The sequence below is a fragment of the Paraburkholderia sp. GAS334 genome (assembly GCF_050436625.1).
Lineage (GTDB): Bacteria > Pseudomonadota > Gammaproteobacteria > Burkholderiales > Burkholderiaceae > Paraburkholderia.
Map to the genome: position 1 here is coordinate 1 of NZ_JBNDMO010000045.1, position 14,834 is coordinate 14,834.

13 protein-coding genes and 4 pseudogenes are annotated in these 14,834 nt (G+C 59.9%); 8 read left to right on the top strand and 9 right to left on the bottom strand.

Annotated features, from left to right (window positions below):
- Positions 1–168 (bottom strand): annotated as a pseudogene (locus P3T21_RS35425) (IS630 family transposase); the annotation flags it as partial.
- A 641-nt stretch (positions 169–809) separates the two neighbouring features.
- Between P3T21_RS35425 and P3T21_RS35430 the strand changes: the two are divergent.
- Entirely contained in the window at positions 810–1,127 is a 318-nt protein-coding gene (locus P3T21_RS35430; RefSeq protein WP_429260540.1) for a DUF883 family protein, read from the top strand.
- 29 nt (positions 1,128–1,156) lie between these two features.
- Positions 1,157–1,432, top strand: a complete 276-nt coding sequence (locus tag P3T21_RS35435) for a GlsB/YeaQ/YmgE family stress response membrane protein (protein WP_097389047.1) — start codon at positions 1,157–1,159, stop codon at positions 1,430–1,432.
- Positions 1,433–1,816: 384 nt separating this feature from the next.
- Here P3T21_RS35435 and P3T21_RS35440 read toward each other — a convergent pair whose 3' ends face one another.
- The gene (locus P3T21_RS35440; RefSeq protein ID WP_429260541.1) at positions 1,817–2,290 is read right to left on the bottom strand and encodes a PRC-barrel domain-containing protein; all 474 of its coding nucleotides are present in this window, start codon (positions 2,288–2,290) and stop codon (positions 1,817–1,819) included.
- 526 nt (positions 2,291–2,816) lie between these two features.
- Positions 2,817–3,194 (bottom strand): response regulator, encoded by a 378-nt coding sequence (locus P3T21_RS35445; protein WP_429260542.1) that lies wholly within the window; start codon positions 3,192–3,194, stop codon positions 2,817–2,819.
- 635 nt (positions 3,195–3,829) lie between these two features.
- Between P3T21_RS35445 and P3T21_RS35450 the strand changes: the two are divergent.
- The 3 genes and pseudogenes from P3T21_RS35450 to P3T21_RS35460 form a co-directional block, all read left to right on the top strand.
- A pseudogene (locus P3T21_RS35450) lies at positions 3,830–4,246 on the top strand (manganese catalase family protein); the annotation flags it as partial.
- Between the two features lie 153 nt (positions 4,247–4,399).
- Positions 4,400–4,861: a phasin family protein gene (locus P3T21_RS35455; protein WP_429260543.1), complete on the top strand. Its 462-nt coding sequence runs from the start codon at positions 4,400–4,402 to the stop codon at positions 4,859–4,861.
- A gap of 556 nt (positions 4,862–5,417) precedes the next feature.
- Complete coding sequence (locus P3T21_RS35460) at positions 5,418–5,696, top strand: hypothetical protein (RefSeq protein WP_429260565.1); 279 nt, start codon at positions 5,418–5,420, stop codon at positions 5,694–5,696.
- A 235-nt stretch (positions 5,697–5,931) separates the two neighbouring features.
- Here P3T21_RS35460 and P3T21_RS35465 read toward each other — a convergent pair whose 3' ends face one another.
- A complete protein-coding gene (locus tag P3T21_RS35465) occupies positions 5,932–6,867 on the bottom strand; it encodes a hypothetical protein (protein ID WP_429260544.1) in 936 nt (311 codons plus the stop codon).
- Between the two features lie 318 nt (positions 6,868–7,185).
- Here P3T21_RS35465 and P3T21_RS35470 point away from each other — a divergent pair, with 318 nt between their 5' ends.
- Together P3T21_RS35470 and P3T21_RS35475 are read left to right on the top strand one after the other, a co-directional pair.
- Positions 7,186–7,722: a hemerythrin domain-containing protein gene (locus tag P3T21_RS35470; protein ID WP_429260545.1), complete on the top strand. Its 537-nt coding sequence runs from the start codon at positions 7,186–7,188 to the stop codon at positions 7,720–7,722.
- 50 nt (positions 7,723–7,772) lie between these two features.
- Positions 7,773–9,468, top strand: a pseudogene (locus P3T21_RS35475) (RecQ family ATP-dependent DNA helicase).
- Positions 9,469–10,524: 1,056 nt separating this feature from the next.
- Here the strand turns inward: P3T21_RS35475 and P3T21_RS35480 are convergent.
- The 3 genes from P3T21_RS35480 to P3T21_RS35490 all read right to left on the bottom strand — a co-directional run bounded on the left by P3T21_RS35480 (position 10,525) and on the right by P3T21_RS35490 (position 13,054).
- The gene (locus P3T21_RS35480; protein ID WP_171927251.1) at positions 10,525–10,899 is read right to left on the bottom strand and encodes a phage holin family protein; all 375 of its coding nucleotides are present in this window, start codon (positions 10,897–10,899) and stop codon (positions 10,525–10,527) included.
- Between the two features lie 106 nt (positions 10,900–11,005).
- Positions 11,006–11,302 carry a CsbD family protein gene (locus P3T21_RS35485; RefSeq protein ID WP_429260546.1) on the bottom strand — a complete coding sequence of 99 codons (297 nt, stop codon included), beginning with the start codon at positions 11,300–11,302 and terminating at the stop codon, positions 11,006–11,008.
- A 456-nt stretch (positions 11,303–11,758) separates the two neighbouring features.
- Positions 11,759–13,054: an NRAMP family divalent metal transporter gene (locus P3T21_RS35490; protein ID WP_429260547.1), complete on the bottom strand. Its 1,296-nt coding sequence runs from the start codon at positions 13,052–13,054 to the stop codon at positions 11,759–11,761.
- A gap of 575 nt (positions 13,055–13,629) precedes the next feature.
- Here P3T21_RS35490 and P3T21_RS35495 point away from each other — a divergent pair.
- Positions 13,630–13,962: pseudogene (locus P3T21_RS35495) on the top strand (BPSL1445 family SYLF domain-containing lipoprotein); the annotation flags it as partial.
- On the opposite strand, the gene P3T21_RS35500 reads toward P3T21_RS35495, so the two are convergent.
- Together P3T21_RS35500 and P3T21_RS35505 are read right to left on the bottom strand one after the other, a co-directional pair.
- Positions 13,861–14,226: a PRC-barrel domain-containing protein gene (locus tag P3T21_RS35500; RefSeq protein ID WP_429260566.1), complete on the bottom strand. Its 366-nt coding sequence runs from the start codon at positions 14,224–14,226 to the stop codon at positions 13,861–13,863. The pseudogene P3T21_RS35495 and the gene P3T21_RS35500 sit on opposite strands and share 102 nt — an antisense overlap.
- A 12-nt stretch (positions 14,227–14,238) precedes the next feature.
- Entirely contained in the window at positions 14,239–14,370 is a 132-nt protein-coding gene (locus tag P3T21_RS35505) for a hypothetical protein (protein ID WP_429260548.1), read from the bottom strand.
- Between the last annotated feature and the right edge of the window lie 464 nt (positions 14,371–14,834).

A 14,834-nucleotide genomic window follows, 5' to 3' on the forward strand; every position in this document is an offset into this window, starting at 1 on the left:
TGACCGCCGTCTGCGACAGTTTCATTTCGCGAGCCATCGTGCGCGTGCTCCAGTGAGTCGCTCCGACAGGCACGGACTCGAGCGTCTTCGCGATGCCCCATCGACGCGCGCGTCATCAATCGTCCTCGGTGCGCCGGGCCGTGGTGCATCGAGCAGTCCGTCCAGACGAGTGATTGCCTGTAGCCTATGCGTTGATACCTCCTTCGCGAGTTGGTATTAGTTCCTGACAGCAACGGCCATTTCAGAAACGGCCGCGTCGGCGGAGGAAACGGCTCGATTGTAAAGACTGCTTTCGGCGATGCAGTTCGTACCTGGGTGCGGATGCTGTCCGGGGATAGGTGCGCCGATCTATAACATTAGGTCATTCCACGCTGTTTTCGAGAATGACTTCGTTCTGAGCGTCGACTCCGACGTCCTTGCTCGCGGCTCCTTGCGGCTCGCTTGCAAATCACAAAGGTGTATCGGGTGTATCGCAGCCGCTGTCCCATCCCCATGTTTCAACTTTTCATCCACGATTTTTCTCTGCTGCGATGGAGCGAGGCTGTTCGATTCCAACTTTCTCGTCCTTCGCGTGCTCCTGGTCGCTGGAACCATGTGCACTGAGGCTTGTGGCAAGCAGGGCTGATAGCAGTCCTTCTGCGGGAATAGCGCGCATCTCGACCGTCGTCCGAAGCATGCGCCCGGAAACGTCGCGAGGCCGAGTCGCCGCGAGCGCCACTGATGACGACCTCTACTCGCGTGCAAGTTCTCTGTGGGGCACGCCACTTGCTCAACCCTTGGACCATTCAAACGAAAATATGGAGGTTCAAATGACCGAGTCGCATCAACCCACCGCCCCGGCAGCCGGGTCCTCGCCCGTCGCGTCCGACCCACCCAGTTCCGCCGGGTCATCTCAACAGGGCAACGGCTCTACAGCGAAGTCCAGCGGCAGCGACGGAGACCGAGCAACCGGCGCCCGCACGCTGTCCGACCTGAAGGACAAGATTGCTGGTGCACAGGATGTGGTCAAGGCGAAGTACCGTGTTGTCTCTGAATCGACCGACGATTACGTTCATGAGGCTCCGTGGAAAGCGGTCACGATGGCACTTATCGGCGGACTCATCATCGGAATGCTTGCTCGCCGCTAACGCGGATTTAGCTCTATAGGAGAAAAAACATGGACCCGGTTTCGCATGGAATTATTTTCTGGCTGATTATCGGAGGCATCGCTGGCGCCTTGGCGGGTCGTATCGTCGACGGCGGCGGCTTCGGCATTGTGGTCGACATCATCGTGGGAATTGTCGGAGCCTTCATAGGAGGTTGGCTTGGCGGGGCGCTGGGTTTGCACCTGGGAAGCGGCATAGTCGGCTCGCTTGTTACGGCGCTGCTTGGCGCGGTTATCCTGCTCGCTGTCCTGCGACTTTTCAGCCGAGGTCGGGCGCGGCCACTTTAAAGCATTCAATTCAGCCGAGGCGCGTTACGTTTCAATTTCGAGAATGCCTTTTCGCCGGTCCTCACCTTCTGGCTCCGCGCCCGGCTGCGCAGTCAGCGTACGCTGACCTCAATCCGCCACGGCTTTGCTTCTTTCCTCCGTGGGATAGTCAGCAAGCATCGAATTCGCGACGGAATGGAGAACTGTTGGTAACCATCGACTGAGACTACGCTCGACGAAAGGATTTCCGACCGAAGTAATGTACCGGGTGGCGAGCTCACCGGCTATTCGCGCGCGTCTGGTCGCTGGAGCCACTCGCCTACGCCACCGCAGTGCGTCGCAGTGGCGTAGGGACTAGAGCAACAGACTAGCCGTTCGCGTGGCGCGGCTTACCCGTTGTGTTTTTCAGTGCTCGCGGGGCCTGATGCTGGGGTCGCTTTCCACCACTTCATGGGTCGCTGACCAGTACGGCTCCCGGTTGTAGTAGCTATACGTCAACTCTCCCCACTTCGCATCTGCCATCGTCGGCCAGTGGTCCTTGTCAAAGCCCGGGTCGTCCTTGAGGCGCTGTGCCGTGATGTCGACGACGAAGCACTTCTCGTTCGTATCGAGAGTCAGTGCGCTCCATGGAATGGCATGCAGGTTAGAACCCATTCCGAGGAAACCTCCCTCAGAAAGTACTGCATAGGCGATGCGTCCGTTCCTGACGTCGAGCATGATGTCTGAGATTTTCCCCACGTGTTCGCCATCAGAGGACATGACCTTGTCCCCATCGAGCGTTGCTGCGGCCATGATGTCCGGCCCCGGTCCTTCACCCATACCACCGCCGACGATGTCAGCTCCGCGTCGGGTGCCACCTTGCGGATTGATTGAGCCCATGATTCACCTCCTTCGAAAAAGGTACTCCAGTGGTGCGCAAGCGGTGTTCCCGAGCCGTCGGCCGCAGGCCTGCTTCCCTTGCTTTCAAGATAACCCGAGCCCGTCCCTCAAGGCACGGGTTCGAAGGACTGGCTTGTCCCTCGCACTGCGGCGGCCGCAAAGGTCGGACGGTCCGGTTATTAAAATTGGCGACAAGCTTTAGGGCAGGAGTTTTTACAAGCAGTCCCCGTTTTGGATATCGCGCAGTAAGCGGGATGCTCTCATTCCGCTCGAATATCGCCGAGGCATAGCACCGATTGCGACAACTTTCGCTTACGGAGACTCGGATGCTGAGTTAACGGCGGCAACGCCTGAAGAACGTTGCATTGTTCCCATTCCTGTTCGAGCGGGGAAAGAACGGAGAGGTTTGGTGACGACTAAAGTTTTTCCTGAACTCCACCGCCAGTCACAGCTGCGAATACTGCTAACTACGCCCAAAGTTTTGAGGATATTGGTTGCCACCGGGAAACTGCCGGCGCGGGCACATTCACGCGGGTTTGAGGACTGGACAAACGCTTCGCCAACAGCGAGTCAATGGCGGATTCCAGGGCATCCACGTCGACGGCTTGGAAAGAAAAACATTCCACAGCGTGGATTTTTCTTTTGGCGGGACGCGACCGGACGCCATGACCACGGGAATCTGGGCAAGTGCGGGATAAAACTTCAGCCGTTCGCACAAGGCAATTCCGTCCATACCTGGCATGTTCCAGTCCGTGACTATCAAATCGGGAAGGTACCGCGCTGCCTTGTCGAGGGCTGCCTCCCCGCCTTCCGCGAGGAGTATGCGGTAACCGTGTCCCTCCAGGATAATCTGAAGCAGCCAGAGCGAATCCACTTCATCGTCGACGAGCAGGATAGTAGACATGTAAGTAGTCCGGAGGCAACCTGATTTCCGCAACGAATATGCCTGTCAATTTTCCAGAGTTGTGTCGCTTCATCGCGCGTTGCCCTGCGTCAAGCTTGCGCAAGGCCAAAGCCCGATAACGGTGTCCAGCGTTTTTCCGTCTCAATCTGCCTGCTGGCGATGTGAACGTCACCGCACTGCTTTCGTTTCTGTCCGATACAGCGCGTCGCTCGCTCCTCCGATATCTGCCGCGAATCTGTCTGCTTGCACACGGATTTATCTGACAAAGGTCAGACGCGCTCGGCGTGCAAGCAGGCTACGAAAAGTTTCTCTATGAATTCAAAAGGCCGGCCTTTCCGGTCGAGACCACAACGTCCACGGCTTAGCAGTTACGCGGGCGCCGGCTTGAGCCGGCATGCCGACAGTGACGCTGGTCTATCGGGTGGACACCTTCGGACGAGTTATGCACAGATTTGTGAACAGATTTTGTGGGTAACTCGTGCTGTCCGCAACGCAAGTGGATAAGTCTTGACTCACATGCATGCGAACCGCTGGCCGTCGAAGCCTCGCATAGGTAGACCGATCTTAAGCGGGACCGGGAGGGATCCGCTCAAACAATTCAGTTCCCCAGGCACGATGCATGCGAAGTCGGAGGCGTCTACGAACGGCTGATCAATGTGACCGATGATACAGGCTTAAAGGAAGCTCTCGGCTTTCTGGTGACCCGCGAGATCGCACATCAGAAATCGTTCGAGAAGGCTTTGCACTCGATCCAGCCAAACTTCCCGCAAGGCAAGTTGCCGGGCGTCCCAGATTTCACCAACGTCTACTACAACATGTCCAACGGAGACGACGCGCCGCGCGGTCCGTGGAATGAAGGACCGGGCTGGGAGTTTGTCGAAATGCCGGAACCGTCAGTCGACGGTGGCGACGGCCTCGCAAATGTTCGGGTGTCTGAAAAAGAAGTCGAGATGTTGAGTGCGATGGCATCGCGAACGGCTTTTGCAACTGAAACCAATCCGGTCACCGGTGCCGACCTGGGCGCCGGGCAGGATACAGCCGTATCGAAGTAAAAGCGTTAGCAGCAGAAATCAAGGTCGCCGGCACCTCAATACCGGCGACGGCGGAACCTGTTCGGTCTCAGCGCAGTGCGAGCGGGGGCGAACAGGTCGTCCCCAAGATGCCGTATCACGGCGCTGTGCGCGCCTCACCACAACGGAGCCTTTATGTACCCTGATACCATGAACCAGCTTTCCCCGCGTCAACGGGACGCTGTCGTCGAAGCAGCCTTCGACTGCACTACGGAGGTCTTTGCCGGTATTGAGAAAATTGTCGAATTGAATGTCCAGACTGTGAAAACCTCATTGTCCGAGCAGCAGGCGCTGGCCGACGCGGCACTTTCTGCCCGATCCCTCAGTGAGGTAATTGATCTTCAGTCGCAGCAATTCCCGGCCTCCGTTAAAAAGACCTTCGCGTACTGGCGGCATGTCGACGACATTGCGGTTCAGACACGAGACGGGTTCTTCGGGGTAATGGAGGAGCACTTCGGAGGTTCGCTTCAGCCGTTCGCGGAGATGTTCGACGTCACATCAGTCGGATTCGCCGCTCTGGAGCGGCTCGGCGGGTCGAGCCTGCTTGTCATGGCGCAACCCGCGATTGGCGACGCCGAGCGTGGACAGTTCGGGTAAGTTGGTTTCTTCGGACGATGCAAGGGGCGACTTGCACAAGGATTGAATCGGCCGGCGGGCGTGCATCGCTTCATTCCGTCGGCGTAGACGCGTGAGGTTAGGAGCGCGCTACGGCGCGAGCTGTCGAGTTGCACGGCGGTCGAGCAAGAATTGCTAGCCGCCATGCGCTCTGGTACGGCCTGCGGAGCAGTTATGTCGGTCCGCACAGCTTGTTCGCCTGCGACGAGTCGACGGAACGGCCGGTGTGAGTGAGCGGTTGGTGCGCTCACAGTTGGTAGCGGTCCTATGCCAACGACCCATAGCGAGAGAAAACCCATGAACTCGAGCTTCGAAAACCGGGAATGCCGGGAAGATCCGACCGCAGGCCAGCACAGGCGCCTCTAGAACTGCGCGCCTGTCCACGCGCTTGTCGTGGACGATTCGTGCCCGTCGGCCGGCGCTCCGACCGCATACCTGCAAGTCGGCGGCATGAGGGTGCGAACCCGTCTACCACAGGTCGGACGCCCCGAGGGACGCGAAGGCATGGACACCCGATTGCATTGTTCTGGATGTCGCCATTCCCGGCCTATCCGGATTAGGCGTCGCAGCGGCGCTTCGGGGAATCGGGGCGATCGGAAAGAGTCCTCTGCTGGCATTTACTGTATTCGGTACCGACGACTACATCCAGGAAATGAAGGAGGTTGGTTTCGACGCCGTCTGCCGCAAGCCTGCTGAGCTAACCCAGCTCGAAGGCATGGTCTTCAAGCTGCTCGACCATGAATCGGTCGATGGCTTTCAGTTCGTGCCGTCCACCTCGGAGTTGGTGCCGACCCCATCCCGGCCTAGACCTGGTTGATCGACAGTAACGCGGTGTCAAAAGGAACGCGACGCGCTCAACTGCGGCTCGCCGACTGCGACCTTTTCGTCGTTCACTGTCGCCGAACGCTAGGATACGCCCCGCGATCGGCGGCACGGTGGCGCCTAATGCCAGAACAGCGCGATTAGAATGATGATGGGAATGGGTACCCCGAGCATATAAAGAAGAATTGAGCGCATGAACACCTCCTTCGGTAAATGAATTGAAGTTTCAATCAGAGCTGGCGTACGCGGCCGCCATGAGTTGCCATCAGACTCGCAGAGAATGCGCCCATCAGCAGCGAGATGAATAACCACAACGATGCGCCGATTGTGACTTTGCGTGCCTTGTCGGCGGCATCCTTAGCGGCAGCATCGAGGGCAGCGATTTTCTGCAGCAGGCGCGTGTAGGTGGTCACCACACGAGCTTTTGCAGCTTCTGGTGTAAGGCCAGTATGCTGCGCAACAAGCTGGCCTAAATAGGCAGTGTCTTCCGGCGACAGTTGATCGCCCATTGCCGCGCTGTTGAGGAAGATTCGTGCCGTTTCCGCACGCGGCATCTCGTTGCCGCCGGCTACGGTCGCGGGGGCCGCGAGTGACGAACCGGCGGGCATCCGGAACAGCGAATCGACAAAGTAGCCGAGCGGCCACGTATTCGTCGCGGCCTCTGCATTGCCGCGTTGCATCGTCCCCATCGTAATAAAGCCGCCTGCCGCGGCGGTTGTCGCGGCGGTCTGCGCGCCGGCCCGCACGGTGCCCGACACGGCCGATGTCAGTATGGCGGCGGTAACGAGCGTCGCCACGGCCCAGCTCAGGAAACCATGCGCCGTGTCCCGGAAGTGGACTTCATCGGCGTCGACGGCCAGCCAGTGGCTGCGTAACCGTCCCGCCAGATAGCCACCTAATCCTGACGTGAGAATCGAGGTGACGCATACCCATACTACCGCGGCGACGCCGAACGCTTTCGCATTCGAGGCGCCCGATGACCACGGGGAAATCGACGTTAGGCCGAGGCCGGTGCCTAACGTCAACAGGATGAGCGCGAACGCGGCCGCACCGACGCCGCCGGCGAACACGGCTCCCCATGAGACCGCGGCCTCGTGTTGACGGACTAGCAGCGCAGGATCTTTCGTGGCCAGCGTATAGTCCGCTGGATCTCTTGTGTTGTTCATTGACAGCCTCCATGACCTTGTTGATACCGCCATTGTCGATATGCCGCCCCGTTGGGCATCACTGCGACGCCGTGAGGGGGCAAATCGCCTACGTATGTCGCATTTTTTGTGCCGCTTGTGCCCGGCAGCCGTCTGTGATGCGCGTTTGGCGTGGACGTGACTGACGCCAGATCAGGTGTCGTCGCGTCCGTATTTCCACGTTCCGTTTCCCGACTCTGCGTACTGGCCCGTCAGGTGGTAGGCATGGGGTTTGCTCGACATAGCGTTCTACCGCAGCATTCACCCGTAGCAGCCAACCGCATGACCGAGGAGATCAGTATGGAAGCGACGAAACAGGACAAGACCGAGACCGGATCCGGCTCGCACGATGCACTAGCCTTTCTTGAAGCGGAGCATCGTTCAGTTGAAAGACTGTTCGAGGCGTTCGGGAAGGTCGCCGACGACGACCTTGACGCGAGGTCGGCGCTTGTGCAGCGCGCCTGCGAAGAGCTATCCATCCACGCGATACTCGAAGAGGAGCTGCTTTATCCGGCCGCACAGGAGGCGTTGGCCGACAGCGACAAGATCGACGTCGACGAAGCGTATATCGAGCACTTCCTCGTCAAGACGCTGATCGCGAAGTTTGAAACGCTGAAACCTTGCGACAAGGGCTTCGACGCGACCTTCAAGGTGATGAGCGAGATGGTGGGCCATCATGTCGAGGAAGAAGAGGAGGAGCTCTTCCCGGAACTGCGCAAGTCGAAATGCAATCTCCGCGCGCTCGGCGAAAAGCTGGCAAAACGCAAGGCGGAGTTGCAAAGCAAGCTCGATGCAGTGGGCAGCGGATCGGTAGGCGACAAGACTGAGATGCTTTGAGTCCTGCAGCGCAATAGCAGATCGCGCACGCCAACCGGAGATAAAAGTTCATGACGCTAGAGCAACGGCTTCGCGGCATGCGCAAGACGATGCGTGACATGTTCGGAATCGCCCGATTGCGTGCCGGCCAGGAGGACATCATTCGCAGCGTGCTGGAGCGGCGCGACACACGTGCGACGATGCCGACCGGCGCCGGCAAATCCATCTGTTATCAATTACCGGCATTACTTCTCGACGGTACGACGCTCATCGTGTCGCCACTCATCGCCTTGATGAAGGATCAGGCGGACAAACTGCTGGCGGCGGACATCGAGTGTACGTTGGTCAACAGCACGTTGCGCAGCCGCGATGAACGGGAGGCGTTGCAGCGCATTCTGGACGGGAAGAGCGGCATCATCTTCGTCACGCTGGAGCGGCCCCGCATTCATGAAGGTATTGCGGGCGGGTGCCGGACATAACATGGGTCTGGTAGTGGTCGACGAAGCGCATTGCGTGTCGCAATGGGGCCACGACTTCCGGCCGGCGTTTCTTGAGATTGCCTGCGCCGTCAAGGCGCTCGGCCAACCGCCGGTGCTTGCGCTGACTGCGACCGCGACTCCGCCTGTGCTGGACGACATCACGCGTTCGTTGGGGATGCGCGATCCGCGCGTGGTCCGCACGGGTACGTTGCGGGAGAACCTGCGTTATCGTGTCGTGCAGCTCAGCGTAGGGGGCGGCCAAGACGGCGTTACGCGCGCCAGACAGGCCAAACGCGAGCAGCTGCGCGGAGTGATCGCGTCGAACGCTGGAGCCGGCATCATCTACACAGCGACGATACGCGACGCAGAGGAGATTTACGGCTGGCTCGCAGAAGCTGGCGACGCCGCGCAGGAGGCATTCATGTCGGGCACGACCCGGGTGATGGTCGCGACCAACGCGTTTGGCTTGGGTATCGACAAAGCCGACATCCGCTTTGTCATCCACTACCAGATGCCTGGCAGCCTCGACACCTATTATCAGGAAACTGACCGAGCGGGCCGCGACGGGCAACCCGCCGATTGCGTGCTGCTGTTCGGTCTGAACGACCGGCGTGTTCAGCAGTTCTTTCTCGCCGGCAGGTATCCGAGCGTCGAACCGGCGCAGCGTGTCTACGACATGCTCGCGGCACGCTGCAAAGATGCGCCGGAAGGTGTCACGGTCGCGGAGCTCAAGGACGCCTTGCCGGAGGTGGGCGGCGGCAAGCTGGAGGTGGCGATCGGCATGCTGCTCAATGCCCGTATCGCGGGCGGCGACCGGCAGCGACGCTATCGTCTGCGGGCACGCGATGGCGGGCAGGGTAGCACGCGTGATGCGGTGGCGAAAGCCGCCGCACGATTCGAAGCGATGAGCGACCACGATAAGGAAACGCTGCAACACATGATCGATTACGCGCCGACTGGCCAGTGCCGTTGGCGCGCTATCCTCCCGTACTACGGCGATACACCGGCGATGCAGCGCTGTGGCGTATGTGACAACTGCATGAGTCCTCCGCAGATTGCACCGGCGGAGCAGTCGATCGCCGTGGGCGACACAGCGTTCAACGCGAACGCATCGACCCGATCGCCGAAGTCACACTCGTGGTCGCCCGGCGACGTGGTCCGCGTGCCGAGGTTTGGGGCGGGAGAAGTCGCGTTGGTGAGCGGCGAGCAGGTAGCGATCGTATTTCCGGACGGCAGAACACGGACCTTTATGTCGAATTTTCTGAAGGCGGTCCGCCGTGCGATCTAGTTCGCGTGTGTGGCGATTGACGTACGGACAAAGACGAGCGTCAACGTCGTGCTCCTGTAATCGACTCGCTTTCCTGCACGCTCTCTCTTAACCCGGTGAGCATTGAATGAAAATTTACGTGGCTACGAACAACATCAAAGGGGCTAAACGGCACATCGGCATCGCGAAGACGATGAAAGCGATGAGACTTGCCGGGCAGCGGGAGCGTCCCGAACGACGAAGGCAGGAGCGTGCCCGATGCGCGGGGTGCATATGTTCGTCGGTATTTGCTGAACCACCGGGGCAAACGATCCTCTAGGAGTCTGCCCTCCAAGGGCAAGCCGGCGGGCATATTCGTTGCGCATAAAGGTTCTCACCTGATATTTTCAGAGTACATCATGATCATCTCCAGGGCACTTTACGGCGACCGGTTCGTAGTCTTCCGCGGAGGGCCGGCACGTCGTTCTGGCAGCCGCCGACGCGAAGCGGCGGCGGCCAGTTTCAAATGGCGCGAGCCCTGCACCTTAATGTACCGGCGATAAACAATTGCGTCCTGCCTCCGTAACCAAAACGCACGGCGAGTTCAAAAGACATGCCGCAGCAGTCCCGGTCGTAACCCCCTGTCATGACCGCAAAAGAGCGCGTCCCAGGCGAATTTGCGGCGCGACGAGTTCTGCAACGGGCTAACGGTTAGCCGGGCCGCGGTTGAGTCGGGGTGGGGGAACGTTTGGCGAGTCTGAACTGACCTGACCGCGCCGTCCCAGGATGCAAGTCAGACAGATCTGAGAATCACTTTCCGGACGGTTCCGCCTAGAAACGCGGTGATCCCCGAACGGCTGGCAATTCCGATTGTGCGCCGAGGTCCGAGGACGATTGCGCCGACGCACAGTGCAACCAGCAGCGTGACGCGCGGTGCGTCTGCCAGCGAAGCGATCACGTCAACTGCGGGAGACCGCGTCCGCCCGTGCACGGCCGGGACTGATGGTGGCGTGCAATTTGCCGCAAGCAATGCTGCGCGTGATGCCGCCATGCGCAGCAGTATGGCAGTCTCGGCTTCCCGATCGGTAGATGCGCGGCTCATTTGAGCGCTTCCTTCAACGTGTCGAGGTCGCTCCGGATCTCCCTTTGCAGAACATGAAGCGAGCGGCCGGGTTTCTGAGCGAGAACGAGGAGCAGGGAGATAAATGACACGATCAGCCACATCGCGGCGACGCCCCATACCACGGGAAGAAAATAGGGCGTCCTCCAAGCCGTCGCGATGATCGCAATGCACACAAACGAAAGAGTGAAAAGGCCAGCGACGGCCAGGGCAACGAGTGCGCTTAACTCGCGGACCAGACATTTCCTTGTCTCCTCAAGTTCGACACCGAGTAGCTCACCATAATCAGTGGCTCGTTCGACGCAGAATCTGCCGACGTTTCGCCACCTGGTGACTTTCGAACGGATGGACATTGCGGCACTCCTCGGGGCTGGCTGGTTGCGGAAACGCCGTGGCGGCGCGCCAGGGGCTTGTCGTCTGCACCTCTTCGGTCTCGTTGAGGGCAAGACGCAGATAGCCTTACTCCCGATCTCTCCAGTCGCTCCGAACGTTATCGGGCCTCGTGCGATTCGCTGCGTGTAGCGCTCCGAGGATAAAGCCCACGCCGGCGGCAATCGCCAGCGCTGCGAGCGGCCGCTCCACAGTAGACTCGCGTACGACACCCGCAAAATCGGCATAGAGTTGCTGCGCTTTGCCACCCAGTTCCATCGCTGTTCCGCTAACCTGCGCACCGGCATTGTCCAGCAGGTTCCCGGCGGCTTGCTGAACGTCGCCGGCAACTTCCCGTAGCGTTCCTTCTCCTTTCGTCGTTTCCATTGTCTACTCCTCGAGTGAGTGCGGCCGGGCCGCACGGGTAAATTACGCCAGTGTGTGAAAATCGCGAACCGCGCCTCTCTGCAAGGCAAAGAATAGGCATCGGGATAGCGTACCAACTGGTGCGCAAGAGTTGGGCCCAGCTCGACAATTCGCTGACACGCGAATACGAACGGCGGGCGCTCTCCGTATCCAGCTGCCGGTGCCATTTCGTTAGTCTGACGCAAGGTGCAGATCCAGTCGTCCAGCTGGATTAGCATGAAAGCAACGCCACGAAGCGCGCATGGCCGGTCCGGCGCGATAACGCGCGGTGGACCCGACAAGCCGAGCGGACGGAAGAAGCCTGCTGACTCCTCGGTGTTTTTCAGGAACGCCTCGTCGCCTCTGCGACGTGGCTGTTGGAGTGCGCTTGGGCAGACGGGAAAGAACGCGTCAGTGGCGCCCGCACCGATCGTGCGTTCAGGGGCTGAGCATGAAGCACAACATGGCGAGCGCGGCTGCGCCCATCGCAATCGTTGCAGCCCATCCCGTGACGCGCAGGCGCGTAGGAATGGTGAAGCTACCCATGATTTTTGGATTCACTGCCATGAACATGATCAGTCCCATGATCGGGACGGAAACCACTCCGTTGATCACGGCGCTCCAGTAAAGCGCCTTGATGGGATCGATTTTTGTAAAGCCGATCCCGAGACCGATCAGAGTCGACAGGGCGATGATGCCGTAGAAACGTTTCGCCAGTTGCGGTTTCAGCGCGAGGCTGTTGCGCCAGTTGAACGCGCCCGCCATCGCGTAGGCTGCAGATCCTGCAAGCACTGGCAGCGCGAGCAGGCCCGTACCGACGATTCCCAGACTGAACAGCGTGAAAGCGAACCGACCTGCAATGGGCTTCAGCGCGACAGCGGCCTGCGAAGACGTCTGTATGTCAGTCACGCCGTGCGCATTCAGGGTTGCCGCAGTCGTCAGGATAATGAAAAAAGCAACCACGTTTGAAAATCCCATCCCGATCCAGGTGTCGATCCGGATGCGACGCAGGTTGGCCCGACCCTGGCCAGGCGCATTCTTGAGTGCACGCTGGCCCGATTCGGCGCGCATCTCTTCTACCTCCTGCGAAGCCTGCCAGAAGAACAGGTACGGACTGATGGTTGTACCCAATACAGCAACGACCGTCGTGAGGTAATCGCTTTTCCAGGACAGGTGCGGAATAAAGGTACGAACCAGCACCGTTTGCCACGGGATCTGGACGACAAACACCGTGGCCACGTAAGCGAACAGCGCGAGTGTCAACCACTTCAGTACGCGAACATAACTGCGATAGGGAACGAAGAGCTGCAGCAGTACGGAAATGAATGCAAGCGCGACGGTGTAAATGCGCAGTGGACCGCCGATTACCAGGTTGACCGCCGCGCCCATTGCCGTGAGGTCGGCCGCGATGTTGATTGTGTTGGAAACCAGGAGGAGGACTACGGAGCCGTAGAGCAGCCACGCGGGATAGTGGCGCCTGATGTTTGTCGCCAGCCCGTGACCGCTCACGCGCCCCAATCGTGCACTGACTATCTGGATGGCGACCATCAGCGGATAGGTGATGATGATGGTCCACAACATGTTGAAGCCGAACTGCGCACCCGCCTGCGAATAGGTCGCGATACCGCTCGGATCGTCGTCCGCGGCGCCGGTAACCAGGCCCGGACCGAGCTTTTCCAGCCACGACTGAACCTCGGGATCCGGCTTGTCGGACGGGTCGATGTCGATGTCCATTTCGGCGCCTTTGGGAAAAGTGCGTGGCATGTACTACGAGCGGGGAAAGTCTGCCCCCTGAACCTTTCATGAAGCGACTGCATGTCACGCTGGGCGCGTCGAAGCCTCCCACGGGGTATCCGGTCCCGCCGGTCAGCAACCGACGCCAGGCGTTGCCTCTGACGCTTCGGACTCGCTTTTTTTTCGCAGCACTTCGCCGGTCTCCCGCAACTCACTGCGTCCGACCACATCATCCGGGCCCGGACTCCGGTCGCACGCCGGGCACCCGGGTTTCATTTCCGCAAACAGTCGGTCTTCTCCGTCGTACGTCCCGGTATGGGTCAACCCGCGCAGCCACGCCTTATGCCAACCGTTTGAAAAAACGCCTGCGTCTATTGTTTCGATGAGGGCTCCGCGATGTCCGCATGGGCATTCGAGGTAAGTGAAGATCCGCGTTTTCATGAAGGCCTCCCGCCGGTTTCCATCAAGCGCAGCATGAATCGGGCCACCAAATAATTCACGAATCCGCGGTGCGCGAGCATCTTTGCGCTATCCAGCTCTGCGCTCCGCTTGATTTCCCGTAACCGGTACAAAGCGGCGGCCAGTACGGCGAAGGCGCGCTGCGCGTGGGCGGCCAAACAGTCGCCTATTACAGCACGGCTGGCGGTTCGTTCGGCCTGCAAATCGGCGCGCAGTCCAAAGCAATCATTTTCCTGTTCATGACGCAGGATGCGCTCGACCGCTTCCGCAACAGCGATGGCTGGGCCGTCGGCGCCGACGCGACGGTCGCCGTGGTGAAGGTCGGGGCGAACGGCAATATCGATACGTCAACCGCGACCGCGCCGGTACAGGCCTTGGTGCTGACCAATGCGGGCCTGATGGCCGGCGTGTCGCCGGAAGGCACCAAGGTCACGCGGCTCAGGATCTGACACGCTGAGTCCTAGTGGTCCAGGCGACGCGTATCTGAATTCGGGCAACGCTTTCCGTGAATCTCGGGCGGCGCCCGGCAAACGCATCTGTTTATCGACGACGTGCAGACTGTCAAATGGCGCCGCGACCAGGTGGATACCGAGACCGAGGAAACCACCGACGGACAGAATGGCGTACGTCCCACTATCTTTGAGATTCACGACCAGATCGTCGATCGTTCCGATCGTGTCCATGCTTTCGTTGTAGACGATTGACCCGATGATTCTGGAGGCCCGTTATCCGGACGCCAGGTGAACGACGTCGACGCGGGTCGTGGTGATCGACTGCACCGTCCCCTGGGCCTGCAGGGTGTCGGTGGCAAACGCGGTGGCGAGCATAACCGCGCAGGTGACGATTGCGAACTTCATATCAAACTCGCTACGTGTCAGTCAGTCAACGAAGGAGCGAATGGGGCCCGCAGGCGCGATCGTGCCGTTCGCGGTGAAAGCCATCGTGCTCACCGCCCGCGCTCCTATCATTCTCATGTTAGCGCCTCGTTGCGGCGACCGGACGATCGTCATGTCTGGGGCGCGCCAGTTGTGCCACGCAATGCAATTGCGCACTGCCGATGTACTCACGTCCCGATCCTGCCGGGATGGAGACGATGACGGGGCGCGGCGGCAACGGCGCAGCGAGGCACCGTAGCCAAGAAGGAAGGGTAGACACTGTAGCGCGCCGGCATCAACGGATGTGCGAGAAAAAAGCTCCGGAGCTTATGACGGTGGCGCCTAAGCGCAACTCACGCAAAATCGCGCCCCGTGGTCGGCTCGACCGGGACCGCACGACAGCGTATCGCGTTCATCGTGGGTTCCTTGTCCGACCTCCGGCATGG